24 protein-coding genes and 1 pseudogene are annotated in these 23673 nt (G+C 71.8%); 9 read left to right on the forward strand and 16 right to left on the reverse strand.

Translation table 11 applies throughout. The features are described from left to right. Positions 1 to 72 precede the first annotated feature (72 nt). Both DFP74_RS10760 and DFP74_RS10765 read left to right on the forward strand, forming a co-directional pair. The gene (locus tag DFP74_RS10760; protein WP_121181562.1) at positions 73 to 906 is read left to right on the forward strand and encodes a 3-hydroxybutyrate dehydrogenase; all 834 of its coding nucleotides are present in this window, start codon (positions 73 to 75) and stop codon (positions 904 to 906) included. Next, on the forward strand, positions 891 to 2915 hold the full coding sequence (locus DFP74_RS10765; RefSeq protein WP_121181563.1) for a GAF domain-containing protein: 2025 nt from the start codon (positions 891 to 893) through the stop codon (positions 2913 to 2915). The genes DFP74_RS10760 and DFP74_RS10765 overlap by 16 nt, the downstream gene beginning before the upstream one ends. Here DFP74_RS10765 and DFP74_RS10770 read toward each other — a convergent pair. The 7 genes from DFP74_RS10770 to DFP74_RS10800 all read right to left on the reverse strand — a co-directional run bounded on the left by DFP74_RS10770 (position 2841) and on the right by DFP74_RS10800 (position 10768). Beyond that, complete coding sequence (locus DFP74_RS10770) at positions 2841 to 3893, reverse strand: alpha/beta fold hydrolase (RefSeq protein WP_121181564.1); 1053 nt, start codon at positions 3891 to 3893, stop codon at positions 2841 to 2843. The genes DFP74_RS10765 and DFP74_RS10770 overlap by 75 nt on opposite strands. Further along, positions 3890 to 5011, reverse strand: coding sequence for a branched-chain amino acid ABC transporter permease (locus DFP74_RS10775; RefSeq protein ID WP_121181565.1), 1122 nt, complete (start codon positions 5009 to 5011; stop codon positions 3890 to 3892). Before DFP74_RS10775 ends, DFP74_RS10770 begins: the two co-directional genes overlap by 4 nt. Then, positions 5011 to 5910 carry a branched-chain amino acid ABC transporter permease gene (locus DFP74_RS10780; protein WP_121181566.1) on the reverse strand — a complete coding sequence of 300 codons (900 nt, stop codon included), beginning with the start codon at positions 5908 to 5910 and terminating at the stop codon, positions 5011 to 5013. Before DFP74_RS10780 ends, DFP74_RS10775 begins: the two co-directional genes overlap by 1 nt. Continuing rightward, the gene (locus DFP74_RS10785; protein WP_121181567.1) at positions 5907 to 6725 is read right to left on the reverse strand and encodes an ABC transporter ATP-binding protein; all 819 of its coding nucleotides are present in this window, start codon (positions 6723 to 6725) and stop codon (positions 5907 to 5909) included. Before DFP74_RS10785 ends, DFP74_RS10780 begins: the two co-directional genes overlap by 4 nt. Further along, on the reverse strand, positions 6722 to 7555 hold the full coding sequence (locus DFP74_RS10790) for an ABC transporter ATP-binding protein (RefSeq protein ID WP_199725601.1): 834 nt from the start codon (positions 7553 to 7555) through the stop codon (positions 6722 to 6724). Before DFP74_RS10790 ends, DFP74_RS10785 begins: the two co-directional genes overlap by 4 nt. A 2-nt stretch (positions 7556 to 7557) precedes the next feature. Then, the gene (locus tag DFP74_RS10795) at positions 7558 to 8733 is read right to left on the reverse strand and encodes a substrate-binding domain-containing protein (protein ID WP_121181568.1); all 1176 of its coding nucleotides are present in this window, start codon (positions 8731 to 8733) and stop codon (positions 7558 to 7560) included. A gap of 145 nt (positions 8734 to 8878) precedes the next feature. Next, entirely contained in the window at positions 8879 to 10768 is a 1890-nt protein-coding gene (locus DFP74_RS10800) for a PASTA domain-containing protein (protein WP_121181569.1), read from the reverse strand. A gap of 246 nt (positions 10769 to 11014) precedes the next feature. Here DFP74_RS10800 and DFP74_RS10805 point away from each other — a divergent pair, with 246 nt between their 5' ends. Then, positions 11015 to 12004: an ADP-ribosylglycohydrolase family protein gene (locus DFP74_RS10805; protein ID WP_121181570.1), complete on the forward strand. Its 990-nt coding sequence runs from the start codon at positions 11015 to 11017 to the stop codon at positions 12002 to 12004. Positions 12005 to 12066: 62 nt separating this feature from the next. Here DFP74_RS10805 and DFP74_RS10810 read toward each other — a convergent pair whose 3' ends face one another. Continuing rightward, the gene (locus DFP74_RS10810) at positions 12067 to 12891 is read right to left on the reverse strand and encodes a hypothetical protein (RefSeq protein WP_121181571.1); all 825 of its coding nucleotides are present in this window, start codon (positions 12889 to 12891) and stop codon (positions 12067 to 12069) included. Between the two features lie 101 nt (positions 12892 to 12992). Between DFP74_RS10810 and DFP74_RS34295 the strand changes: the two genes are divergently transcribed. Further along, positions 12993 to 13214, forward strand: coding sequence for a hypothetical protein (locus DFP74_RS34295; protein WP_233570911.1), 222 nt, complete (start codon positions 12993 to 12995; stop codon positions 13212 to 13214). Here the strand turns inward: DFP74_RS34295 and DFP74_RS35150 are convergent. Then, positions 13157 to 13777 (reverse strand): annotated as a pseudogene (locus DFP74_RS35150) (DUF2207 domain-containing protein); the annotation flags it as partial. The gene DFP74_RS34295 and the pseudogene DFP74_RS35150 overlap by 58 nt on opposite strands. Positions 13778 to 13920: 143 nt before the next feature. Here DFP74_RS35150 and DFP74_RS10820 point away from each other — a divergent pair. After that, positions 13921 to 14457 carry a YbaK/EbsC family protein gene (locus DFP74_RS10820; RefSeq protein WP_121181572.1) on the forward strand — a complete coding sequence of 179 codons (537 nt, stop codon included), beginning with the start codon at positions 13921 to 13923 and terminating at the stop codon, positions 14455 to 14457. 92 nt (positions 14458 to 14549) lie between these two features. Here the strand turns inward: DFP74_RS10820 and DFP74_RS10825 are convergent, their stop codons facing one another. Next, positions 14550 to 15122 (reverse strand): hypothetical protein, encoded by a 573-nt coding sequence (locus DFP74_RS10825; RefSeq protein ID WP_199725603.1) that lies wholly within the window; start codon positions 15120 to 15122, stop codon positions 14550 to 14552. 272 nt (positions 15123 to 15394) lie between these two features. Between DFP74_RS10825 and paaZ the strand changes: the two genes are divergently transcribed. Then, a complete protein-coding gene (gene paaZ, locus DFP74_RS10830) occupies positions 15395 to 17428 on the forward strand; it encodes a phenylacetic acid degradation bifunctional protein PaaZ (protein ID WP_121181573.1) in 2034 nt (677 codons plus the stop codon). Between the two features lie 131 nt (positions 17429 to 17559). On the opposite strand, the gene DFP74_RS10835 is transcribed toward paaZ, so the two are convergent. The 5 genes from DFP74_RS10835 to DFP74_RS10850 all read right to left on the reverse strand — a co-directional run bounded on the left by DFP74_RS10835 (position 17560) and on the right by DFP74_RS10850 (position 20091). Next, entirely contained in the window at positions 17560 to 17856 is a 297-nt protein-coding gene (locus DFP74_RS10835; RefSeq protein WP_121181574.1) for a hypothetical protein, read from the reverse strand. 71 nt (positions 17857 to 17927) lie between these two features. Further along, positions 17928 to 18206 carry a hypothetical protein gene (locus tag DFP74_RS10840; RefSeq protein WP_233570912.1) on the reverse strand — a complete coding sequence of 93 codons (279 nt, stop codon included), beginning with the start codon at positions 18204 to 18206 and terminating at the stop codon, positions 17928 to 17930. Further along, entirely contained in the window at positions 18206 to 18619 is a 414-nt protein-coding gene (locus tag DFP74_RS33850; protein ID WP_199725988.1) for a hypothetical protein, read from the reverse strand. Before DFP74_RS33850 ends, DFP74_RS10840 begins: the two co-directional genes overlap by 1 nt. A 281-nt stretch (positions 18620 to 18900) precedes the next feature. Further along, a complete protein-coding gene (locus tag DFP74_RS10845) occupies positions 18901 to 19665 on the reverse strand; it encodes a GntR family transcriptional regulator (protein WP_121181575.1) in 765 nt (254 codons plus the stop codon). A gap of 9 nt (positions 19666 to 19674) precedes the next feature. Continuing rightward, entirely contained in the window at positions 19675 to 20091 is a 417-nt protein-coding gene (locus DFP74_RS10850) for a TIGR03668 family PPOX class F420-dependent oxidoreductase (RefSeq protein ID WP_199725883.1), read from the reverse strand. 260 nt (positions 20092 to 20351) lie between these two features. On the opposite strand from DFP74_RS10850, the gene DFP74_RS10855 reads away from it, so the two are divergent. Next, positions 20352 to 20552 carry a DUF397 domain-containing protein gene (locus DFP74_RS10855; protein WP_121181576.1) on the forward strand — a complete coding sequence of 67 codons (201 nt, stop codon included), beginning with the start codon at positions 20352 to 20354 and terminating at the stop codon, positions 20550 to 20552. 162 nt (positions 20553 to 20714) lie between these two features. Then, positions 20715 to 21707 (forward strand): MBL fold metallo-hydrolase, encoded by a 993-nt coding sequence (locus DFP74_RS10860; RefSeq protein WP_233570913.1) that lies wholly within the window; start codon positions 20715 to 20717, stop codon positions 21705 to 21707. Positions 21708 to 21762: 55 nt separating this feature from the next. On the opposite strand, the gene DFP74_RS10865 is transcribed toward DFP74_RS10860, so the two are convergent. Beyond that, complete coding sequence (locus DFP74_RS10865) at positions 21763 to 22515, reverse strand: CPBP family intramembrane glutamic endopeptidase (RefSeq protein WP_158612987.1); 753 nt, start codon at positions 22513 to 22515, stop codon at positions 21763 to 21765. A gap of 209 nt (positions 22516 to 22724) precedes the next feature. Between DFP74_RS10865 and DFP74_RS10870 the strand changes: the two genes are divergently transcribed. Next, positions 22725 to 23621 carry an NAD(P)-dependent oxidoreductase gene (locus DFP74_RS10870; RefSeq protein WP_121181578.1) on the forward strand — a complete coding sequence of 299 codons (897 nt, stop codon included), beginning with the start codon at positions 22725 to 22727 and terminating at the stop codon, positions 23619 to 23621. Positions 23622 to 23673: the final 52 nt, after the last annotated feature.

Consider the following 23673-nt stretch of genomic DNA (forward strand, 5'->3'; position numbering starts at 1 on the left):
CACATGAGTCGCCGGTGCCGTGTGTCGGCCGGGCCTATCCACGCTCCGCGCGGGCGCGCCTAGTTTTCAGGCATGACGACGCACGAGTACCCGCCGGGCGCGCCTGGCCGGACCGCCCCACCGCCCGCCGCCTCTCCCGCCGTCGCTCAGCGCACCGCCCGGGTCGACCTGACGGGCCGGACCGCCCTGGTCACCGGGGCGGCGCGCGGGATCGGTCGCGCGTGCGCGCTGCGCCTGGCCGCGGCGGGAGCCCGCGTCCGGCTGGCCGACCTGGACGGGGCGGGCCTGCGTGCGCTGGCCGACCAGGGTGTCGGCGAACCCCTGGAGATCGACCTGTCCGACCTCGACGCGGCCGAGGAGGCCGGACGCGGAGCGGACATCGTGGTCAACAACGCGGGCGTGCAGACCGTGGCCCCGGTCCAGGACTTCCCGCCGGAGCGCTTCTCCCTGATCCTCCGGCTCATGGTCGAGGCGCCGTTCCGCGTGGTCCGCGGGGCCCTGCCGCACATGTACGAGCGGGGATGGGGCCGCGTCGTCAACCTCTCCTCCGTGCACGGGCTGCGCGCCTCGCCGTTCAAGTCCGCCTACGTGACCGCCAAGCACGGGCTGGAGGGCTTCTCCAAGGTGGTGGCCCTGGAGGGCGCCGAGCACGGGGTCACGTCCAACTGTGTGAACCCGGGCTATGTGCGCACCGCCCTGGTGGAGCGGCAGATCGCCGACCAGGCCCTGGCGCACGGCGTCCCGGAGGAGGAGGTGCTGTCCGAGGTCCTGCTGGCCCGCACGCCCTTGAAGCGGTTGATCGAGCCGGAGGAGGTCGCCGAGCTGGTGGTCTACCTTTGCAGTGCCGACGCCTCGTTCGTCAACGGCGCGTCGCTGGCCGTCGACGGAGGATGGAGCGCGAGCTGAACACCACCCCCGCCCCGCAGGGCGATCCGCAGGACCCGGCGGGTCCGCCCGATCCGGCGCACTCCCCGGACCTGGCGAGCGCCCCCTTCCTCGACCTGCTGCTCCGGGACGCGCCGCCCGTGGAGTACGAGCGCCCGGTGCTGCGGGCGCGCGCGGAGGGCGCCGACCCCGACGTCGTGGCGGCGCTGGAGAACGCGAAGCTGACCGCGCTGCGCGTGCGGTCGGTGCTGCGCGACCGCATGCGCCGCGAGTCGGAGCTGAGCGCGCTGTTCGAGACCGCCAACGACCTGGCGGGCATGCGCAGTCTGGACCGGGTGCTGCGGGCGATCGTGGAGCGGGCCCGGCACCTGCTCAGCTGCGACGTCTCCTATCTGACGCTGAGCGACGCGGAGGCGGGCGGCACCTACATGCGGGTGACCTCGGGTTCGGTGTCGGCGTCCTTCCAGCGGTTGCGCCTGGCGACGGGCAAGGGACTGGGCGGGCTGGTCGCGACGACGGCCCTGCCGTACGTGACGGCCAACTACTTCGCCGATCCGCGGTTCGAGCACACCGGGAACATCGACCACGCCGTCCGCGAGGAGGGCCTGGTCGCCATCCTGGGCGTGCCGCTGAAGATGAACGGCCGGGACGTGGGGGTGCTGTTCGCCGCGAACCGCAGTGAGCGGCCCTTCGCCCACTCGGAGGTGGCGCTGTTGTCGTCGCTGGCCACGCACGCGGCCATCGCGATCGACAGCGCGAACCTCATCGACGACACCCGCCGGGCCCTGGACGAGCTGCACACCGTGAACGAGCGGTTGCAGCGGCACACGGCGTCGGTGGAGCGGTCGGCGGCGGCGCACGACCGGCTGGCCGACCTGGTGCTGCGGGGCGGCGGCGTACGCGAGGTGGCGGCGGCGATCGCGGAGGTGCTGGGCGGCTCGGTGCTGATCCACGACCAGACCTCCGACGTGTCGGTGAGCGCCACCCCCGAGGGCAGGGTCGTCGAGGACCGCCACCACGGCGGGGCCGGCCCGCTGCCGGAGGAGGAGCTGGCCGAGGCGGTGCGCAGCGCGCTCTCCAGCGGCCGCGCGGTCCGTGCCGGGCAGGCGTGGGTGGCGTCGGCGACGGCGGGCAGCGAGTCCCTGGGCACCCTGGTCCTGCACGGGGTGACGCTGGACGAGACCGACCAGCGGGTCCTGGAGCGGGCCGCGATGGTGACGGCGCTGCTGCTGCTCATCCGCCGGTCGGTGAGCGAGACCGAGCACCGGGTGCGCGGTGATCTGCTGAACGAGCTGTTGGAGGTCCCCGCGCGCGATCCGGAGTCGTTGCGCCAGCGCGCGGCGCCGCTGCACGCCGATCTGGACGCGCCGTACGTGCTGGTCGTGGCGGAGGCGCCCGGCGCCGACCCGGCGCGGCTGCGCTCGGCGGCCACGCACGTGGCCGAGACGACGGGCGGTCTGGCCGGGCACCGGTCGGGGCGCCTGGTGCTGGCGCTGCCCGGTGAGGACCCCGCCGAGGCGGGCCGCCGGGTGGTCGGCGAGCTGTCGGCGGCGGCCAACGGGCCGGTGACGGCGGGGCTGGCCGGGCCCACGGACGGCCCCGGGTCGTTCCTGCCGGCGTTCGCCGAGGCGTCGCGCTGTCTGCAGACCCTGCGTGCCCTGGGCCGCGACGGCGATGTCGCCACGACCGACGACCTGGGGTTCCCGGGGCTGCTGCTCAGCCAGGACCGGGACGTGCCGGGGTTCGTGTCGGCGACACTGGGGCCGCTGCTGGAGTACGACGCCAAGCGGGGCACGCTGCTCGTGGAGACGCTGGGGGCCTACTTCGCGGCCGGGGGCAACCTGTCGCGCGCCAAGGACGACCTGCACATCCACGTGAACACGGTGGCGCAGCGCCTGGAGCGGATCGGGCAGCTCATCGGGGCCGACTGGCAGCGCCCCGACCGTGCGCTGGAGCTACAGCTCGCCCTGCACCTGCACGGACTGCTCGGTCAGGGCGTGGACCTGCTCGGCGAGCAGGGCGGCGGTTGACGAGAACAGCGGGCTGTAGTGGTTGTCGTCGGGCAGTTCCACGGTGACCAGGTCGTCGGGGAGTCCGGCGAGCCGCTGCGGCGTGTAGAGGCCGGGTGACTCGTCCATGAGCCCGCGCGCCGTCCACAGCAGGCGCGCGGGGCAGGGCAGGCGGTGCACGGCCGCGAGGACCTCGGGGTCGGCGAGGACCTGGGCGCCGTCCACGCGGACCGCCTCCTCGTCGCAGGCCGACCGGGTCTCGGGCGGGGTGCCGACGAGGTCGCGTAGGACGTAGTGGTCGACCCAGGTGTTCCAGCGTCCGGCGAAGGCGGGGTGGCGCCGCCAGAAGCCGCGGTAGTCGTCGGGTCCTTCGAAGGTCATCCGCAGACGGGCCATGGCCGGGCCGAGGACGGCGTCGATGTCGGTGTCGGGCGAAGAGGCTGGAGCCGAGGGCTCTCCGTAAGAGGGTGGCGCTGCGGCCGAAGGCCGTCCGCTGAGGGTGGTGGTGGGCGACGGGAGGGCGGTAGCCCGTCCCTGCGCGGAGCGCACTGCCGGGCGATGGTGGGCGACGGGCGGGGCCGGGAGTCCCTGGCCGCCGTCGACCAGGAGGAGGCCGGCGACGCGGTCGGGGTGGCGGACGGCGGCCAGGCAGGCGACGAACGCGCCCATGGAGTGGCCGACCAGCACCGTGCGCTCGATTCCGGCCGTGTCCAGGACGGCGACGAGGTCGTCGACGTGGACGCCGAGGCCGTGGGGTCCGGGGAGGTGGCCGCTGGCGCCCCGGCCGCGCAGGTCGGGGGCGAGGAGGGGTGGACCACCGCGGGCGGCGAGTTCGGCGGCGAGGCGGGCGAAGGCGTGCCCGTTGGCGGTGATGCCGTGGACGGCGAGCACCGGGGTCCCGGCGGGCGCGCCCGCCCAGCGGGTGACGGCGAGGTCGCCTCCGGGGACGGGGACGGTGTACTCGTCCCCGTCGCGCCAGGTCGTGCTGGGGTTGGTCATCGCGGGGCCGCCTTCCGGTTCCTGAGGGCCGATCGGACGCGTGCGGGGAGGGCGACGAGCCCGCCGGGGAAGAAGAACACCATGAGCACGAACAGGGTGCCCAGGACGAACAGCGGCTGGGACAGCGGCGCGGCGATCCAGCCGGGCAGGGCGGTGAAGGCGTCCGAGCCGCCGAGCTGGAGGAGGCGGTGGTCGGCGTAGGTGTACAGGGCCGCGCCGACCAGTGGTCCCCACCGGGTGCCCGCGCCGCCCAGCGCGACCATGACCAGGAGGGCCAGGGTGAACTCGGCGGTGGTGATGCCCGGGGTGACGCCTCCGGTGACCAGCAGGTACACGACGCCGCCCAGGGAGGCCAACCCGCCGCCGACGGTGAACGCGGCCAGCTTGTAGGGGTAGGGGTTGACGCCCAGGACGGCCACACGCTGTTCGTTGGCGCGGATGCCCTGCCAGACCCGGCCCACCGGCGAGGCGGTGAGCCACCAGACCACACCCGTGGCGACCACGGCGTAGGCCAGGGCCACCCAGTAGAGGTTGACGGTGTTGGCCACGCCCACGAACGCGTCGGGGACGGCCGCCGTGTGCAGTGGCAGGCCCTCCTCGCCGCCGGTCGCGCGTCCGGGGTCGCGGGCGATGAGGATGGACCCGGCCTGGGCGAAGGCGAGCGTGACCATGGCCAGGGCGATGCCGTTGACCCGCAGGGACACCGCGCCGAGCACGAGGGACAACAGGGTGCCACCGACGACGGCGATCACCGCCGACCAGAGCAGCGGCAGCTCCAGCACCCGCATGAGCAGGGCGGCGGTGTAGGCGCCGCAGGCGAAGTACAGCGCGTGTCCGAAGGAGAGCAGCCCCACCCGCCCGTAGAGCAGGTCGTAGCTGGTGGCCAGGCCGCCGAACACCAGGCACAGCGCGAGCAGGTGCAGGGTGGGCGGGCTGTTGAGGGTCCCCTCGAACGCGCCGGGCAGGGTGAGCGTGGAGAACGGCAGGGACAGCGCCACCGCCAGGAGGACGGCCGGGGCGATCCAGCCGGTGGGCCGGGGGCGTCGGCGCACGTCGGGCACGGACGGTGCCGGCGCACCGGCGCCGGGCGTCGTCGGGACCACGTCGGTGTCGGTCATCAGGCCACCCTCTCCGCGGACTTCTTCGCGGTCAGTCCGCCCTGGCGCGTGAGCAGCACGAGGGCCAGGACGATGACCACGGCGATGTCGCCGAGTCCGGCGACGGTGTAGTAGTTGGCGAACTGCTGGATGAGGCCGACCGCGACGGAGGCGAGCGCGGTGCCGACGAGCGAGGTGGTCCCGCCGATCACCACGACGATGAACGCGAAGATCAGCAGCGACATCCCCTGAGTGGGGGTCACCACGCCGAAGTAGAGGCCGCCCAGGGCCCCGGCGAGCGCGGCCGCGGCGCCGCCGATGGCGAAGACCAGGGTGAAGGCGGTGCGCACGTCGATGCCCAGGGCGGTGACCATGGCGCGGTCCTGGACCCCGGCGCGGACGATCAGCCCGTAGCGGGTGCGGGAGTTGAACAGCCACAGCGCCGTGAAGACGGCGACGGCGGCCGCGATCAGCAGGAAGCGGTCGGTGGGGACGTTGACGCCGAGGACGCCGACGGTGCCCGAGACAAGAGCGGGCCGGGGGAAGGTGAGCGGGTCGGCTCCCCAGACGGCCTGGATGAGCGCGGGCACGGCGAGGCTGAGGCCGACGGTGGCCAGGATCTGCTCGCGGTGCCTGCCGTAGAGCGGCCGGATGACGCACAGCTCGACGAGGGTCGCGGCGAGGGTGCCCGCGCCGACGCCGAACGCGACCGCCAGGACGAAGCCGAACCCGTCGGGTCCGGCCCCGGGCAGGTACACGCTCGCCCACCAGGTGCCGTAGGCGCCGATCGCGAGGAAGGCGCCGTGGGCGAAGTTGAGCACGTCCATCAGGCCGAAGATCAGGGAGAGCCCCGAAGCGATGAGGAAGTACAGGGCGCCCAGACCGAGCCCGGTGATGACGAGGAGCACGACGGTACTCACGCGGTGTCCACCTGCCTGTCGTGGGTCGGGGCGGCGGCGGGTCCGGGTGCGGGGCCGGCCCCGGCTCCGCGTGCGGGTCCGGAGCCGGGGCGTGCCGTGGGTCCGGCCGCGGTGCGCGACACCCCCAGCAGCGCGCGGACGCGGTCGGGGTCGTCGAGGAGGTCGAGGGCCGGTCCGGTGTGGGTGACACGGCCGGCGTCGAGCACGACCGCCCGGTCGGCCACGCGTCGGACCAGGGCCAGGTTCTGTTCGACGAGCAGCACGGGCACGCGTTCGGCGGCCACGGCGACCGCGTCGGCGACCTCGCGCACCACCCTGGGCGCCAGCCCCTTCGTGGGTTCGTCCACGATGAGCAGCCGGTTGTCGTTGAGCAGGGCCCGCCCGATCGCGAGCATCTGCTGCTGCCCGCCGGACAGGGTGCCTGCGGGCTGGGCGGCGCGGGAGCGCAGTTCGGGGAAGAGCTCGTGGACGAGGTCGTAACGCGGCGCGCCGGGCCGCCGTTCGGCCAGGCGCAGGTTCTCCGCGACCGTGAGCGCGGAGAACACCCCGCGGTCCTCGGGCACGTAGCCGATGCCGCGGGCGACGATGGCGTGGGTGGGGTGCGAGGTGATGTCGGTTCCGGCGAACTCCACCCGGCCGGTGCGCGGCACCAGCCCGAGCAGGGCCTTGACGGTAGTGGTCTTGCCGACGCCGTTGCGGCCCAGGAGGGCGGTCACGCCGGTCGCCGGGGTCGAGAAGGTCACGCCCTGGAGGATGTGCGACCCCTCGATCCACACGTGCAGGTCGGCCGCGTCCAGGAGCGGCCCGCCGGTCACGCCCCGTCCCCGAGGTAGGCGGCCTGGACGTCGGGGTCGGCCATGGCCGTGTCCGGGTCGGTGAAGGCGAGCAGGGCGCCGTGGTGCATCACGGCCAGGCGGTCGGCCATGTCGAGGAGCACCTCCATGTGGTGTTCGACCATGAGGACGGTGCAGCCCTGTTCGCGGTGCACGTCGCGGATGACGGTGGTGAGGTCGCCGATCTCACCCGCGCTGACCCCGGCCATGGGTTCGTCCAGCAGGATCAGGCGGGGGCGGCGGGCCAGCAGGAGGGCGAGTTCGAGTTTGCGCTTGTCGCCGTGGGACAGGTCCCCGGCCAGGGCGTCCGACCGGTGGGAGAGGCGGACCAGGTCCAGGACCGCGGCGACCTCGGGACCGCCGTCGGGGGCGGCGCGCCGCCAGAAGCGGCGCGACTCCCCTGTGCGAGCCTGGACGGCGAGTCCCACGTTGGCGCCCACGCCCAGGTCGGCGAAGACGCTGGAGGTCTGGAAGGTGCGGCCCATGCCGAGCCGGGCACGGCGGTGGGGCGCGTGCCGGGTGACGTCGGCGCCGGCGAGCCGGATGGAGCCGGAGGTGGGTCTGGTCAGCCCGGTCACCAGGTTGAACAGGGAGGTCTTCCCTGCCCCGTTGGGTCCGATGAGGGCGACGAACTCGCCTTCGCCGATGTCCATGGTGATGTCGTCGACGATGACGGCTCCGCCGACCGACCAGTGCAGGTGTTCCAGTGCGAGCACGGCGGTGCCGGGTCGCGGCTCGGGGCCGCTCGCCGTTCCGCCCCGGGTCTCCTCGGTCGCGGCGGCGGTGGCCGCGCGGGTGGCGTCGGTGGGCACGGCTACTCCGCGACCGGGGGCTCGACGTCCGCGGCGGAGATCTGCGCGATCAGCTCCGGGTGGGCGTCCTCGCCCTCGCCGACGAGTTCGACCTGGTACATGGGCTGGATGAGGGCGTGGTCCTCGGCGCGGATGTGCACTTCGCCCTTGACGCCGTCGAAGGTCCATCCCTCCAGGGCGGCGATGCGGTCCTGGACGTCGGTGCCGGCTCCGGCCGCCTGGACGATCATCTGCGCGGCGGTGAACCCGTCGGGGGTGAAGAGGTCGACCTCGCCGCCGTCGGCGACGACGGTGTCGTGCATGATCTCGGCGACCTCGGTCTCGGCGGCCCCGTCGAAGTAGTGGGACAGGAAGGAGATCCGGCCGCCCGCCTCGCCGAACACGGGGTAGGAGGGCTTGATGTCCAGTCCGGTGACGACCTCGGTGGAGTCGAGGATCTCCTGCTGGTCGAGGGCCTGCCACATCGCGGCGGCGGTCTCGCCCGCCCAGGCGACGAACACCAGGTCGGGTTCGGCCTGGCCGAGCTGTTCCGCGAAGGGGGTGAGGTCGGTGGTGTCCGGCGGGGCGAGGACGCTGTCGACGGAGGCGCCCTCCGCCTCCAGGACCTCCGTGACCGCGGCGACGTTGTCCTGGCCGAAGGCGTTCTGCTGGGCGAACACCACGACCTCGGCGCCGTCGGGGTCCTCCATGAACGTGCTCGCGGTGAGGATGTCCTGGTAGGTCTGGCGACCGGAGCGGAAGGTGTGGTCGTTGACGCCGGTCAGGGCGTCGGTGGCGGCGGAGCCGGAGACGAACAGGATGTCGTTCTGCTCCGCGAGCGGCGCGATCTGCGTCGCGATGCCCGAGGCCGTGGAACCGGCGATGATGTCGTGCCCGGAGCCGATGAGGTCGCGGGTGGCCGACACCGCCTTGGTGGGATCGCCCGCGTCGTCGGCGTAGGAGACCTCGATGGGGCGGCCGTCGATCTCCATGGTGCCGTTGGTGGCGTGGTCGAGTCCGGCCTCGAACCCCTGGCGGTACTGCTCGCCGTAGGAGGCGAGCGGGCCGGTGGACGAGTAGACGATTCCGACCATGACGGGGTCGTCCTCGCCGCCTCCGGCCGCCTCGCCGGGGCTCCCGCACGAGGTCAGGGCGAGGGCCGCGGCGCAGGCGGCGGCCAAGGGGGGTGTCTTGCGCATGTGTCTCCTCCGGTCGGCACCCGGTCGTCCGACACGACCGCCCGGGGGGTCGGGTGCCAACACGAAGGTAGGCCCGAAGTGACGTGATTCACATGTAGACGTCGCCCATATTCCGCCACGGTTCAGTGTCGGTGGCGCCCACGGGTCAGCAGGGGCCGAGGTCGGCCCACGGCCCCCAGTCGCCTCCGTCGCCCGGACGGTGGTGCGCGCCCTCGACCCACCAGCGCGCCTCGTACTGGCGGCCCTGGTGGTGCACGCGGTCGCCGATGTCGTACTGGGTGCTGGGGTGCCAGCCCGCGCCCTCGCAGGACTCGGCGTCGCCGCCGCGCCCGCCGCCCTGGCCCCCGTCGTCGCGGTCCCGGTCCCTCTCCTCGTCGGTGCTCTCGTCCCGGTCCCGGTCCTGCTCGGGCTCCTGCTCGTCGTCCTCCGTCTCCGACTCCTCCACCTCCGGCTCCTCGGGGCCGGTGGAGACGGTGATGGACACGTTCGCCTCCTCGGGCAGGATCGATCCGGGCTCCGGGTCCTGGCCGAAGACCTCGCCGACGGCCACGTCGTCGTGCGGCGCCTCGACGACCACCGCGGTCAGGCCGGCTTCGTCGAGGAGCACGACGGCCTGCTCCTCGTCCGTGCCGAGCAACGACGGGACCACGATGCCCTCGCTGACGCTGACGACCACGGGTTCCTCGCGGTCGCCCTGTTCGCCGGCGGCCGGCTTGGTGGAGAGCACGGTGCCGGGGGCCTCCTCGCCGGAGTGCTCCTGCACCACCTCGATGTCGGTGAAGCCGGCCTCCCGCAGCTCGGTGCGCGCCTGCGACTCGGTCCCGCCCGAGACGTCGGGGACCTCCACCGAGCGCGCCCCGATGGAGACCACCAGGGTGACCTCGTCGCCCGTCTGGACCTCGGCGCCCGCGGCGGGCTCCGTCGAGGCCACCGCCCCGGTGTCGACGTTGTCGTCGTAGGCCTCGGCCCGCCGCACGACCAGGGCGGCGCCGAGATCGGCCAGGACGGTCTCGGCCTCCGCGGGCGCGCTGCCCGTGACGTCCGGCATCTGGATGGCGTCCTCGGCGGCCTCGGGGGCCAGGGCGGCCCAGCCGACGACGGCGAGCAGGACGACGGCCAGGGCGGCGGCCGAGACCAGCACGGGCAGGCGGCGCCACGGCGGTGTCCCGTCCCGTTCGCGCCGGGTGGCGGGGGAGGGCGCGAACGCGGTGGCGGCGTGGGCCTCCGCGCCGACCACGGGGATGGGCCGGGTCTGCGCCGGATCGCCGTCCCCGCCCGCCCGCGGCAGTGACCGCGTCACCTGTTCGACCATGGTGAGGTACTTGGCGGCGTCGCGCGGCCGGTAGCGCGGTGTGGGGTCGGTGGCGTTGGCGACCAGCATGTCGACGTCGCCCGGGACCCCGGCCACGAGGGACGAGGGCCGCAGCGGGCCCTCGTGCGGCGCGGTGACGACACCGGTGATCAGGGTGTGGAGCAGGCGGCCGACGGCGTGGACGTCCTCGCTGGTGTCCGGTTCCTGTCCCGCCGAAGCGTCGGCGATCAGGGGGATCCCGGTGACGGTGACGCGCCCCTCGTCGTCGAGGAGGACGTGGTCGGCCTCGACTCCGCCGTGCACGACGCCGGCCTGGTGGAGGGCGTCCAGCGCGGAGAGGACGTCGGCGACGATGGTCAGGGCCGTGGCGGGAGAGTAGCGCAGGGTCGCGTCGCCGTCGGTGAGGACCCGGGCGAGGCTCTCCCCGCGCTCGTACTCGGTGACGGCGTACACGTGGTCGCCGTCGCGGCCGTGACCGAGGGTACGCGCCAGCCCCGGGTGCGTGACGGCCTCCAGCGTCTGGGCACGGCTGTCGAACGCGTGGACCGCGCCTGGATCCGCAGCCGACTCCGAATGCATCACCGTGACCATGACGAGGTTGTCGACCGTCAGGTCGTGCGCGGTGTGGACGGTACCCGAGGCGCCGCCGCGGACACGCTGTCCCAGGACATAGCGTCCTTGCAGCGTGAGGCCGAAGAGGGTGTCGGGGCTGGGGGTCGCCATGATCCGGATTCTACGGTCACCGGCACGACACATCATCGCCCTTCGTCCGAATGTGGACATGTACCTCCGTACACGGTCCTCGCGCGGAGCGGGCGCGCGCTCGCACGACCACGCCATCGTCACTTTCGGTGACCGTTCGGTCTCGTGATCGCGCCGTCTCGAACGTGTTCCGGTGGTTTCCCGGACAGGGCCGGGGCACCCGGCCTCGATAGGGTCCCAGTACCCGAAACCGAAGCGAGGCCCCCCATGACACCGCCCCCTCCCGGGACCGTCGGCGACCGCGCGGCCGGAGTGCTGCTCGGCGCCGCCTGCGGGGACGCCCTGGGCGTCCCCTACGAGTTCGCTCGCAGGCTCGCCGACGACGAGACGCCGCAGATGGTCGGCGGAGGGCTCGGCCCGTACGCACCGGGCGAGTACTCCGACGACACGCAGATGGCGGTGTGCATCGCCGAGACCCTGCGCGACCACGACGCCCCGGTCTCCGACAAGGCGCTGCGCCAGACCGCGGAGGCCTTCCTGGCCTGGCGGCGCGAGGGCGCCACCGACATCGGCAACCAGACCGCGAGGGTCCTGGGCGAGGCGGAGAGCGCGCGGGGGACCGAGGGTGTGGCCGAGGCGATGGTGTCGGCGGCGGCGCGGCTGTTCGAGTCGGGGCTGCCGAGCGCGGGGAACGGCTCCCTGATGCGGACCGGCCCGCTGGCCCTGGCCTACCTGGACGACCCGGCGGGCCTGGCCGTGGCGGCCGACCGCTACAGCCGCCTCACGCACGGGGACCCGTTGGCGTCCGAGGCGTGCGTCCTGTGGTGCGAGGGAGTGCGACGCGCGGTCGTGCGCGGGGATCTGTCGGGGGTCCGCGCCGGTGTGGAGCTGCTGCCGGTGGGACGGCAGGCCTCCTGGGCGGCCTGGTTGGACGAGGCCGAGGAGCGCCCTCCGCACGCGTTCGGCGACAACGGCTTCGTGGTGCGCACCCTGCAGGCGGCGTGGTCGGCGGTCAGCGGTGGGCAGGGGGAGGAAGCCTCAACGGACGGCCTCCGGCTCCAGCTCTCCTTGTGCTCGGCGGTACGGGCGGGGGACGACACCGACACCGTGGCCGCGATCGCCGGCGCGCTGCTCGGCGCTCGCTACGGCGCGAGCGCGATCCCCGACGAGTACCTGTCCGCGGTCCACGGCTGGCCCGGCTACCGCGCACCGGACCTGGCCGAGCTCGCCCTGTCCATCACCGAACGCCACGCCTGACACCGAACCCGATGAACGCCCAGAAGGGTCGAGCCACTCCTCTGGGCGTTCTGTCCGCGTGTTCATCGGCGTCCGCCGCCGCCTCCGCCGCCGCCTCCGCCGGTCCTGCCGCCACCGAAGCTGCCGCTGGAGCCGTGACCGGAACGGCCCCTGGGCGGATGGAGACTGCGGTGGACACGTGTGTTCCACCGGTCCCGGTAGCGGCGGTCGTAGTAGTAGGGGACCCGTCGGTGGGCTTCGCGGTGTTCGGCCGCGAACCGGTCCACCACCGCGTTGGGCACACCGACGGCCAGTTCCCAGGCGGGGTGGCCGGCGACCGACGCCGGCCCCCCGTTCACCGTGTCCTTCCTGGCCTGGACCAGCAAGGCCCGTATCCGGCGGCTGCGGGCGCCGGACGGCCCGCCCACGACGAAGACGGAGCCCGCGAGGTAGAGGGCACAGCAGATCGCCACCCAGTAGGCGCCCTCGAAGAAGATCCGGTCGGCCAGCGCGGCGCACGTGATCCCGAGGGCCAGGGAGAGCGTGGGGAGCAGGAGTGTGATGAGGGCGGAGCGTCCCGTCACCTTGTTCATACCGAGGCCGGTCTGCTCCTTGGCGATGTGCCAGTCGAGTTTCATCATCCGTCTGGGGTTCACCGCCTTGGTGATGGCGGCCAGGTCCGTGGTGGTGCGCTTGGCGAAGAGTACGCCGACCAACGACTTCTCCACCCGTGTCAGCCTGCGGTCCCCCTTGCCGACGGCCAGGGTGAACCGCCAGTCGTCGGGATGGCGGGGGTGTGGTTCGGACGTGAGAAGGCCGCGCTGCTCCAGGTCCACGAGGACCGCCATGATGGCCTTGGCGTTGAACCTGCCCCAGTTCGTGGTGTGGGCCGCGAGCGCCACCGTCATCCGGCCGGGGATCCGGGGGGGTCCGCTTCCGTTCGGCGCGGTCGGCGGACACTCTGTGCGCCCCCATCGCCACCAGGGCGGCGATCAGGACCACTCCGGCGATGATCGCGGTGATCGACGGCGCCCATCCCCGCCGCGGCTCCCCCGCGGGCCCGGTCCCGGACTCGTACAAGGGCTCGCCCACGTCCACGGTCCCCGGTTCGAGGGTGATCGCGGCGGTCAGGCCCTGGGACGGCGGGAGCGAGCCCTGGGTGATGCTCGCCGAGGTGTCGTCGAACTCCACGCCGTCGCAGTCGTCCGTGGCGTCCTCGGCACCGGTGTAGCAGGACACGTCGGTGACCGAGGGCGCGGTGACGCCGACCGTGACGCGGCCCAGGGGCACCTCCCAGGCCGGTCCGACGAAGTCCCAGTAGAACTCGTCGTAGTCGTCGTAGCCGGTGAGCGCTCCTTCCACGGTGTAGGAGATGTCGTAGGTCTGCGTTCCGGTGACGTCGGTGCCCGGATCGCTCCCGTCTCCGACCAGGACGACCAGGTCGTCGCCTTCTCGCTCGACGGCGTCGAGCGTGCTGTCGGCTCCGGTCGGGCTGGTGACGTCGATGCCGCGGATCTCCACGACGCGTTCGCGCGACTCGTGACCGTCCAGCAGAAGGGGGAGATGGCGGGAGATCCCCGGACTGGAGACCTCTCCGAAGTCGTAGGTGATGGACTCGGTGATGTCGACCGAGCCGTCGGTGTTGATCACCGCCCGGGCGTCGTAGGCGGTGATCCGGTCGGTGGCAGGGCCGTCATCGGCGGCGGCGGGTGCGGGGAACACGGCCACGGTCACGGCCGTGAGTGCCCCGGACGCCGACAGTGCGAGCCGGTGTGGGGGTTTTCCGGGGATCATGACCGCGACCCTAGGAGTCCGTGGCAACGGTGGTGTCTCCGTGGCCGATCCCGGACCGGCCGGATGCGGTCACGCCCGTTCGGCGGGCATGGCGGCTCCTCACTACGCTGACGGCCAGAAGCGGTTCGACCATGGAGGCCCTGATGACCGACGCACTCGACTGGACGCGGCCCGACGAGCACCCGGACTGGTTGGCCGAGCCGACCCGTGCGTCGCTCGCCGGTCTGGGGGAGCGGGACCGGGACCAGGTGCGCGTCGCACGGATCGATCCCGAGCTGGCCGACACCGCCGCGTTCTGTGAGCGCTACGGGATGCCCCTGGAGACCAGTGCCAACTGTGTGGTGCTGGCGGCCAAGCGCGGTGGCGAGGTGACCTACGCGGCGTGTCTGGTGCTCGCCACCCAGCGCGCGGACGTCAACGGGACGGTCCGCCGCCATCTGGGCGCCCGAAAGATCTCGTTCGCGCCCATGGACGAGGCCACCGGGCTGACCGGCATGGAGTACGGGGGGATCACGCCGTTCGGGCTGCCGCAGGGGTGGCCGGTGCTGGTGGACAAGGCGGTGGTGGACACCCCGTCGGTCGTGGTGGGCAGCGGCCTGCGGCGGTCCAAGCTGTACGTGCCGGGAGCGCTGGTGGGCGGGCTCCCCGGCGCGGAGGTGCTCTCGCTCACGAAGGACTAGCGCGGGCGCGGGTGTCGATATGTCGACAAAGTGACCAGTGGTTACGGTCGCCGACATGGCGCTTTGGTGCGTGTCTGCAGGTGTTCGACACCCTACTGCGCGCGGCGGTCCCGGGCCGGGGTTTCCCCGGGGCCTCGGCCCGGAGGGGCCAGGGTCGCGGGTGCGGGGTCGAACCGGTCCCGTTGCATACTCCGCGCGGCCGTCGCGGCGTCGCCCGACGGCGTCCAGTCCTTGGGCCGGCACCCGCGCAGGACGCGTTCGACGGGCGCCCAGCCGATCCACCGGCAGGGGTCCCAACCGGCCGGCCCGGCCAGGTCCTGGACCTCCAGGTAGTGGTCGACCCTGACCGTGTCCCACGCGTGGACGACCCGGCCGTCACCGAGGCCCAGCCCCACGTGACCCCAGTTTCGCCGACGTCCGAACAGTTCGCCGGTGGTGTCGTAGAAGGCGAACGCCCCTCGCGGAGGCGCCCCGGTCTCGTCCCGCACCGCGTACAGCTCCGCGGACTCGCCGGCGAAGTCACCGGCGAAGACCTCCAGGCGGTTGGACCGCTCGTAGGCGTCCTCCACGAAGGCCAGACACCGTGAGGCGTAGGAGGTCTCGCCCAGGTGCCGCAGGGCCCAGGCGACGGCGTTCTCCACGCAGGTCTGCTGATCGGTCTCCATCGAACTCCTCAACGCACGGAGGGCTCGCAGACTAGCCGGGGACGGCGCCGTGGCACGAGCGAATTTACGGGGGGAGCCGGTCGCCATGTCGACACCGCTTGTCGACGTGGCGACGGGTCGACGCGTCACTCCCGGCGCAGGGCCGCCGGTGGGTTCTTACGCCGGAGAAACAGCAGGTCGATGCGGGTCTGCCCCGTCTGGCCCTATTTACTGAACGATCGGTCTGTAATACTGTGCCCAGCAGAGTCGCAGCCGGAGGAGAGGACCGCCAGGTGGCCGCAGTACTGGAGAGCTACGCGCAGGGATCATGGTTCACCCCGTCGGACGAGGGCACGCCCCTGCCCGACGCCAACACCGGCGAGACCGTCGCCCTGTTCTCGCGGAAGGGCCCCGACGTCTCCGCCATGGTGGAGTACGCGCGGACCGTGGGCGGGCCCGGCGTGCGGGCGCTGACCTTCCATCAGCGAGCCAGCCTCCTCAAGGAGGTGGGCAAGCACCTCATGGAGTACAAGGACGAGTTCTACGCCCTCTCCCACCGCACCGGCGCCACCAAGCGCGACACCATGGTCGACGTCGACGGCGGATTCGGCACACTGTTCAGCTTCTCCAGCAAGGGGCGGCGCGAGCTGCCCAACTCCACGGTCATCCTGGACGGTCCGCTGGAGCCGCTGGGCAAGGGCGGCACCTTCGTCGCCCAGCACGTGTACACCTCCCGCCCGGGTGTGGCCGTGCAGATCAACGCCTTCAACTTCCCCGTGTGGGGAATGTTGGAGAAGCTCGCGCCCGCCTTCATCGCGGGCCTGCCGAGCATCGTCAAGCCCGCTCCGCAGACCGCGTACCTGACGGTCGCGGTCGTGCGGCGGATCATCGAGTCCGGGCTGCTGCCCGAGGGGTCCCTCCAGCTGCTCACGGCGGGCCACGAGGGCCTGGTCGACGCGCTCGGCCCGCAGGACATCCTGTCCTTCACCGGTTCGGCGTCCACCGGGGCGATCCTGCGCAACCACCCGAACGTGGTCAGCGGCGGCGTGCAGCTCAATGTGGAGGCCGACTCGCTCAACTGCTCGATCCTGGGGCCGGACGTGGCCGCCGAGGACCCGGAGTTCGACCTGTACGTCAAGCAGGTCGTGGCGGAGATGACCGTCAAGGCCGGGCAAAAGTGCACCGCCATCCGCCGGATCCTGGTGCCCGAGTCGATGGCCGACGCCGTCACCGAGGCGCTGACCGACCGGCTGTCGAAGGTCGTCATCGGTGCCGCCGACCAGGCCGAGACCCGGATGGGTCCGCTGGTCTCGCTCGCCCAGCGCGACGAGGTCCGCAGGTCAGTCAAGGCGCTGCGCACCTCCTGCGAGCTGGTCTACGGCGACCTGGACCAGGTGGAGGTGGCCGGCGGCGACGCCGAGTCCGGCGCGTTCGTCTCCCCGATCCTGCTGCGGGCGGAGGCCGAAGCCGCCGAGCCGCACGAGGTGGAGGCGTTCGGGCCGGTCGCCACGATCATCACGTACGGGTCCGTGGCCGAGGCCGTGGAGCTGGCGGCGCGCGGCCGGGGCAGCCTGGTGGGGTCGCTGGTGACTCAGGATGAGGACGTGGCCCGCGAGGTCGTGCTCGGTTCGGCGCCGTGGCACGGGCGGATCCTGGTGCTCAACCGGGAGGACGCCAAGGAGTCCACCGGGCACGGTTCACCGATGCCGGTGCTGGTGCACGGCGGTCCCGGCCGCGCGGGCGGCGGCGAGGAGATGGGCGGTGTGCGGGGCGTCAAGCACCACATGCAGCGCACGGCCGTGCAGGGGACGCCGGACATGCTCACGGCGATCACCGGTCAGTGGACGACCGGATCGCGGCGCGCGGTCGGGGACGTGCACCCGTTCCGCAAGAACCTGGCGGAGCTGCGGATCGGCGACACGATCGAGTCGGCCGAGCGCACGGTGACCCGGGCGGACATCGACCACTTCGCGGAGTTCACGGGCGACACGTTCTACGCGCACACCGACGAGGAGGCCGCCGCGGCCAACCCGCTGTTCGGCGGGATCGTGGCGCACGGGTACCTGGTGGTCTCGCTCGCGGCGGGGCTGTTCGTGGACCCGGATCCGGGTCCGGTGCTGGCCAACTTCGGTGTGGACAACCTGCGGTTCCTCACGCCGGTCAAGGAGGACGCGACGATCAAGGTGACGCTGACCGCCAAGCAGATCACCCCGCGCACGAACGCCGAGTACGGCGAGGTGCGCTGGGACGCGCTCGTGACCGACCAGGACGGCGAGCCGGTGGCGACCTACGACGTGCTCACCCTCGTCGCCAAGGGCGAGGAGTAGCTGCGGAGTAGGCGAGTAGCGATCGCGACAAGCCGCTAGGCCGGTCAGCGGGTAAGCCGGTAGGCCGATCTGTCGACAAGGCGTCCTGTCATCATCCCTGACGACAGGACGCCTTGTTCTGTCCGGGCGCTTCATCTCCACGGCGGTCGGCTCGCGGGGCTCGTGCGCGAGGGATCGCAGAGCAGCCCGGCCGCCGTGCTCAGGGCTCCCGCGAACGCGCGGTCGCCGCCGCCCCGTTCGACCAGCTGGGAGACCAGGCGGGCGGTCGTGGGTTCGAGTGCGGTGCGTCGGTGGCCGGAGCCGTCGGCGAACCACAGCGTCAGTTGGACCACCGCTTTGCCCCGATGGCCGGCCCACGTGTCGGTTCGGGCCAGCCAGACGCTGACGCCCTCCTCGCCTCTGTCGCGGACCAGGCGCAGGTGGCGCATGAGAGTGGTGTCCTTCCGGTGGTCGATCTCGCACCAGCGTGGACAGGGGTCTTCGGGTAGGCCGTTCCCGGTCATGGCCTGCACCCCTTGCGGTTGAGGTGGTTGCCCCACTCGCCCAGGTCGCCGTGCGAGAGCCGCTCCAGCGGCGACTCCCACGCCCACACCACCCGGCTCGGGCCTTCCCGCTTGCCCCGAGCGACCCGGGTCACCACGCCGCAGCGCGCGCCGTAGACGGGTTCGTCGCGCAGCGACCGGCCGAGGTATTCGACCGCGACGTGCTTCTGACGTGCCCAGACCTTCAAGGCCGCCAGGGACGGGAGTTCGCGGATATCGCAGATCGTGCGCTTCATCAGGCCACCTCCCGCATCCGGTGCCCGCTCTGGGCCGAGCTCCCGTCCGGCCCCGAAGCTCCGATCATCGAGATCCACGACCGGACCGCCAACGCCAGCGGCGCCAGGTCCCCGACCGGATGGGAGACATAGGCCCGAACCCGCGAACCCCGACGCCGCCGTCGGCGGTGCGTCTTCACGGGTTCCGCTTCGGCTTCGAACGTGGCGTGCTTGGCGTGCTTGGGCCGGTGCGTGTGGGGTCGTTCGACCCAGTCGCATGAGCAGGAGCGGAAGGCCGCCGTACGCAGCGGCCCCCGGTTGCGGATCTGGTGCCGGTAGTGCTCCGACAGAACGGTCACCGGAGCCAACGGCCGCCGCTCCCAGAGATCGATCACCGAACCCCCGGTGTCGACAGAGTCGGGGAAGGACACCACGACCGACTCCAAGGGCTCGGAGGGCCTGCCCCGGACCGCCAGGGGTCGGAGGGTTCGGGGGCTCGGGTCAGGTGGAAGGACCGCGCGGCCGTAGCGCGCACGGCCTCCAGGTCCACAGAACGCAGGTAGCGCACAGCGCAACCTCCACAGGTCAATAAGGGTCGGGCCTCGGCGATCAGGAATGCACCGGACCTCGCCCGCGCGACGACTTGTGTACCCAAGTCACTTCGACACGCTAGCCCGACCAGCTTGGGTACACAAGATTTTCGACGAAGAAAACGCTAGGGAACGTCAATGACGTATCGAAATGCGTAGCGATCGCCCGGAATGACTGAATCCAATACCTCGATCGGTTCTCCCTGAGAATCGAAGGCGGTTCGAAGTGCGCGTGCTACCGGCACACCTGCCGGAATCTCCAGCGCATCGATCTCGGTGCGTGCGGGCATACGAAGTTCAAGGTCTTCCACGAACTGGACGATCCTCCGGCGGATCGGTCCCTCGGGGTCCTCCAGGACACCGTGCGCCCCGCCCTTGACCAAACGGTGCTCCGCTATGGCCGTATTCTCCACGAGTTCTGGACGGTAGTACCCATCACAGAGCTGCATGGGTGCACCGTCGACCAGGAACAATCTGCGCCGAACGAGGACTGGCTCGCCGACGACCACACGCAGACGCACTGCTATCTCGTCTGGGGCAGGGACGCGCGCCACCTCCAACAAGCGCTGTTCCGGACGACGTCCCTGGCTCTCGACTTCGGCATTGAAATTCGCCCGTCCACTGACGCGATGGGCGCGGTGGTTCGCCCCTGTGGAGACCATGCGCACGTTCGGCCTCGGCCGAACGACGCTTCGACGTCCCTGCTCGGAGACAAGCAGCCCTTCGGCTTTGAGGAGGGCGAGCCCTTTGCGAACGGTGTTGCGAGTGGTGGCGAACTCTTCTGCCAACGCGTTCTCAGACGGAGCGGGATCCCCTGGCTGAAGTCTTCCCGCCAGGATGTCCGCGCGGATGGCCTCCGCGATCCGTCTGTGCAGGGCGTTGATCGACATAACGCGAACCTACCGGAAGGACCACCCGGACCAACGATGCACGTTGATCAGGATGATGGCGGCATCAGGCGGAGACTCGCGGTACTGCACGTAGCGTTCCATGAGCCGCTCCCGAGCCTCGAACCAGGCAGCACCCTCGTGCTCGACCCGTGCGGAGCCGTCCGCACGGGCCCACCACAACCGTGTCCAGTCGTCGTCGTACTCGTCGGCGAGCAGAGACACCCTCGGGTTCTCATCGATGTTCCTGATGCGCTTGAGGTTGTGAGTGCTCTTCGGCTTACTGTCCACCGCGATCGCCACGGTGTCTCCATAGGCTGCGTACGTCACTGGGACCAGGTGCGGTGCTCCCTGGGAGTCGGCCGTCGCCAACCTGGCGATACGACTCGAGGTGAACGCTTCTCTGGCCCGGTCAGAACTCCACTTCACAAGAAGACGCTCGCACGTCGTCATCCACGGCACAAGACCACCGTGCGTCGGGCACAACCACGTCGTCCCCTCCAGCCACGGATGGGAGGCATAGTTGGGAGTCCTGAGAACCCAGCGCGCGAAGTAACGAACGCGCGGGCCCCACTCCTCGGACTGAATCTGCCCGTGCCGAGTTGAAACGCACGTTCGCAATCTCTGGCACGAGCGTTTCTGTCAGGCTGAACGGACAGACTCGTCCGCCTTACCGAAAAGGTGTTCTCGTGATCCGCCCGAACCCCGCTCCGGAACACCTTCGGTTCCGCACATCGACGTACAGCGATCGCAGCGACTGTGTGGCCGTCGCCGATGTCGGAGGGGGCGCCGTCGTCCGGGATTCCAAGCATCCCGAACGGTGCCACCTCGTCATCCCCAGTCATGAGTGGGGCGCATTGCTAGGTGTCCTGCGGCACCAGAGCGCATAGAAGAGCAAGACGGCCCCGGTCATCGACTGGGGCCGTCGTCTGCTCGGAGGGGATCGAACCGGGGGAGTGACCTCGCGGCGATAGGACAAGCGTGGCGCGTTCGGCCGTTCCGGCCTCGCACCACCGTTCACCCACGCCGCGACAGCCATCAGGAGGACCACCGTGACGTCTCCGTCCTCGTCTGCCCGTGACGACCGCGACGGCTCCCTGTCCAGACGCCGTTTCGCCCGGCTCGCCGCCGTCGGCCTCGCGGCCGGTACCGGGATGACCGGTCTCGCCTCGGCGCCCGCGTCGGCCGCGGCCGACGGGCAGGCGTACTACGACCGTGCGGACAGGCTGGCCGGGGACGACCCGGTCCTGCGCAACCTTGTCCGGTCGCTGACCCCGGGTAGCGCGCCTCCCCCGCTACCCGCGCCGGCCCCCGTGAAGCTGTTCGACGACCTGGCCATGCTGAGCGTGGGCTTCGTGCACGCCATGGCGGTCCTCACCGACGACGGCATCGTGCTGATCGACGCGCTCAGGTCCCCGGAGGACGCCCGGGACGTGATCGTCCCGGGACTGCGCGAACTGGGAGCCGATCCCGAGGCGATCACACACGTCATCGTCACCCACGGGCACGACGACCACTTCGGCGGGGCGCAGTACCTCGCCGACCGCTTCGGGGCCCGTGTGCTGATGTCCGGGGCCGACTGGGACCTCGTCGAACGCACGCGTCCGGACCACGCCCCCGTCCGGGACCTGGAGATCACGGACGGCCATCGCCTCACCGTCGGGGGCACGACCATCGGCCTCTACGAGACCCCGGGCCACACGGCGGGCACCGTCTCTCCCATCCTCCCCGTGCGGCACGGGTCCGACCAGCACACGGCCATGCTGTGGGGCGGTATCCGGCCTCCCGAGGCGGTCGCGGAACTGCGCACCTACCTGGCCTCCATCCACTCCTTCCGCCTGCGCATGCGCAGGGCGGGAGTGGACGTCGAACTGGCCAACCACCCGATCGACGACGGGCTCGCGCGCGCCGAGCAGGTGCGCGAGGATCCCGGTGGCGACCACCCCTTCGTGCTGGGACGAAGGGGGACCGACCGGTTCATGGCGGTCATGGACCTCATGCTGCGCGGCTGGACGGCCGACGCCGAGGACCAGGACGGCCGGTAGCAGTCCGGTCCCGCCCCGCCACTCGTCGGCGGGGCGGGGCGGGACCGTGCGCCGACTAGGCCTCCTGTCGGCTCTTGCGCCCGGGTACGTAGAGGACCAGGAACCCGGCCAGGACCATGACGACGATCTGCGCGAGCAGCTGGACGCTGTAGACGATCTCCTCGGTCGGGAAGAAGCCGTGGGCGAAGTAGATACCGCTGTGCACGCCGACGGCCATCCAGATCGCGCCCGTCCTCGCCCGGCTCGCGGCACAGGCGAAGCCCAGCGCCGCCGACCCGACCGCGTACAGGCCCACTTCGAGGGGTCCCCGCGCCTCGCTCTGGGAGAAGAGGTGGAGCGCACCGAAGACCACCGACGTGAGCACCAGGACCACACCCGGAGTCAGGCGTTCCGCGAGCACGTCGTAGAGCTGGCCCCGCCACAGCAGCTCTTCGGGGAGCGCCTGACCGAGGACGATGAACAGGATCACGAGGGGCAGGAAGATCAGGTCCTGGGGCTCCCACGGCACCCACCTGGCCGCGCCAAGGGCGACCGAGACGGCGTTGGCCGCCAGGAACGCGGCCACGCTCAGTCCCGTACCGATCAGGAGATGGGGCAGGGCCGACCACTTCATCGGCAGCCCCACCCCGGACCAGGGGCGGCGGGTGAAGCGGCGCCAGAGGTAGACCAGTAGCACCGCCAGGAGGGCACCGAACGGCTGGCCGGCCAGGATCATGGCGTAGGTGAAGGCGATGGTGATGAGGATGGGAAGGACCACTGTCGTGGCCACCTGGCGGACGTCCATGCGTCCGCGGTCGGGCGAAGTCATGTTCTGAGGATTCAGGGATGTCGGGACGCCGGCATCGGGTGCGGGACCCCGGTCACACCCTGGATTTCCCGACGCGAAAGCCGCTCTCCCGTAGGGGGCGTGCCCAGGGTCTCCGGTCCCTCCCGCTCCCGGCATCCGCCCTTGACCTCAACTCAAGTTGAGGTCCTAGCCTTCCGGACGACAGCCATTTTGCTCCGAAGGGAAACGCCATGGCAGGGACAGACAGCGGCGACGCGGGGGCGGCTGCGCGCGTGACCGTGCTCGGGCTCGGCGACATGGGGTCGGTCATCGCCAGGACGTTCGTCGAGCGGGGCTACCGCACCACGGTCTGGAACAGGTCGGCGGGCAGGGCGGCTCCGCTCGTCGATCTCGGGGCCGCGTCCGCCGCGACGGCCGCGGAGGCGGTGGCGGCGAGCGAACTCGTCGTGGTCTGCCTGCTCGACAGCGCGGCGGTCGACGAGGTCCTGGACTCCGTCGGCTCCGCGGTCGCGGGCAGGGTCCTGGTGAACCTCACGAGCGGTTCGCCCGCGCAGGCACGAGCCTACGAGCGCTGGGCGCACGAGCGCGGAGCCGAGTACCTCGACGGCAAGATCATGGGAGACCCGCCGCACGTGGGCACCGCGCATCTCCTGCTCCCCCTCAGCGGTTCTCTGCGCGCGTTCGAGGCGCACGAGTCCGTGCTGCGTGAACTGGGCGGCGTCGCCTATCACGGCACGGACGCCGGCGCGGCCGCCGTGGAGTTCATGGCCCAGGTCGCCCTGGGCTACGAGATGCTCATCGGCTTCCTGCACGTCCTGGCGCTGGTGGACGCGGAAGGGGGCGACGTGGCCGCGTTCGCCGAACGCGCCGCCGGCCTGGTGACCGGGTACCCGCCGCTGCTGACCTCGATCGGCGAGGCGGTCAGGGACGGCGACTACCCGCCGGACCTCGGTCCCCTCCGTGTCCAGGCCGCGCTGATGGACGACATGATCGACCACCGCGAGTCCGTCGGTGTGGAAGCCGTGCGGATGCGGGAGGTCAAGGACCTGATGGACCGCCGGATCGCCGACGGGCACGGCGGCCAGGGCTTCTCCAGCCTGTTCGCCCTGCTGGCGAAGCGACGGTGAGCCGCTCCCGGGCGCGCCCCCGGCACGGGGGCGCGTCCGGGATCACGCGGTC

The sequence above is a fragment of the Nocardiopsis sp. Huas11 genome (assembly GCF_003634495.1).
Taxonomy (GTDB): domain Bacteria; phylum Actinomycetota; class Actinomycetes; order Streptosporangiales; family Streptosporangiaceae; genus Nocardiopsis.

Bases quoted from the DNA above. Each gene is read 5' to 3' on its own strand.
- DFP74_RS10760 (WP_121181562.1), top strand. From the start codon at position 73: ATGACGACGCACGAGTACCCGCCGGGCGCGCCTGGCCGGACCGCCCCA.
- DFP74_RS10765 (WP_121181563.1), top strand. From the start codon at position 891: ATGGAGCGCGAGCTGAACACCACCCCCGCCCCGCAGGGCGATCCGCAG.
- DFP74_RS10770 (WP_121181564.1), bottom strand. From the start codon at position 3,893: ATGACCAACCCCAGCACGACCTGGCGCGACGGGGACGAGTACACCGTC.
- DFP74_RS10775 (WP_121181565.1), bottom strand. From the start codon at position 5,011: ATGACCGACACCGACGTGGTCCCGACGACGCCCGGCGCCGGTGCGCCG.
- DFP74_RS10795 (WP_121181568.1), bottom strand. From the start codon at position 8,733: ATGCGCAAGACACCCCCCTTGGCCGCCGCCTGCGCCGCGGCCCTCGCC.
- DFP74_RS10800 (WP_121181569.1), bottom strand. From the start codon at position 10,768: ATGGCGACCCCCAGCCCCGACACCCTCTTCGGCCTCACGCTGCAAGGA.
- DFP74_RS10805 (WP_121181570.1), top strand. From the start codon at position 11,015: ATGACACCGCCCCCTCCCGGGACCGTCGGCGACCGCGCGGCCGGAGTG.
- DFP74_RS10810 (WP_121181571.1), bottom strand. From the start codon at position 12,891: ATGACGGTGGCGCTCGCGGCCCACACCACGAACTGGGGCAGGTTCAAC.
- DFP74_RS34295 (WP_233570911.1), top strand. From the start codon at position 12,993: ATGATCGCGGTGATCGACGGCGCCCATCCCCGCCGCGGCTCCCCCGCG.
- DFP74_RS10820 (WP_121181572.1), top strand. From the start codon at position 13,921: ATGACCGACGCACTCGACTGGACGCGGCCCGACGAGCACCCGGACTGG.
- DFP74_RS10825 (WP_199725603.1), bottom strand. From the start codon at position 15,122: ATGGAGACCGATCAGCAGACCTGCGTGGAGAACGCCGTCGCCTGGGCC.
- DFP74_RS10835 (WP_121181574.1), bottom strand. From the start codon at position 17,856: ATGCGCCACCTGCGCCTGGTCCGCGACAGAGGCGAGGAGGGCGTCAGC.
- DFP74_RS10840 (WP_233570912.1), bottom strand. From the start codon at position 18,206: ATGAAGCGCACGATCTGCGATATCCGCGAACTCCCGTCCCTGGCGGCC.
- DFP74_RS10845 (WP_121181575.1), bottom strand. From the start codon at position 19,665: ATGTCGATCAACGCCCTGCACAGACGGATCGCGGAGGCCATCCGCGCG.
- DFP74_RS10865 (WP_158612987.1), bottom strand. From the start codon at position 22,515: ATGACTTCGCCCGACCGCGGACGCATGGACGTCCGCCAGGTGGCCACG.
- DFP74_RS10870 (WP_121181578.1), top strand. From the start codon at position 22,725: ATGGCAGGGACAGACAGCGGCGACGCGGGGGCGGCTGCGCGCGTGACC.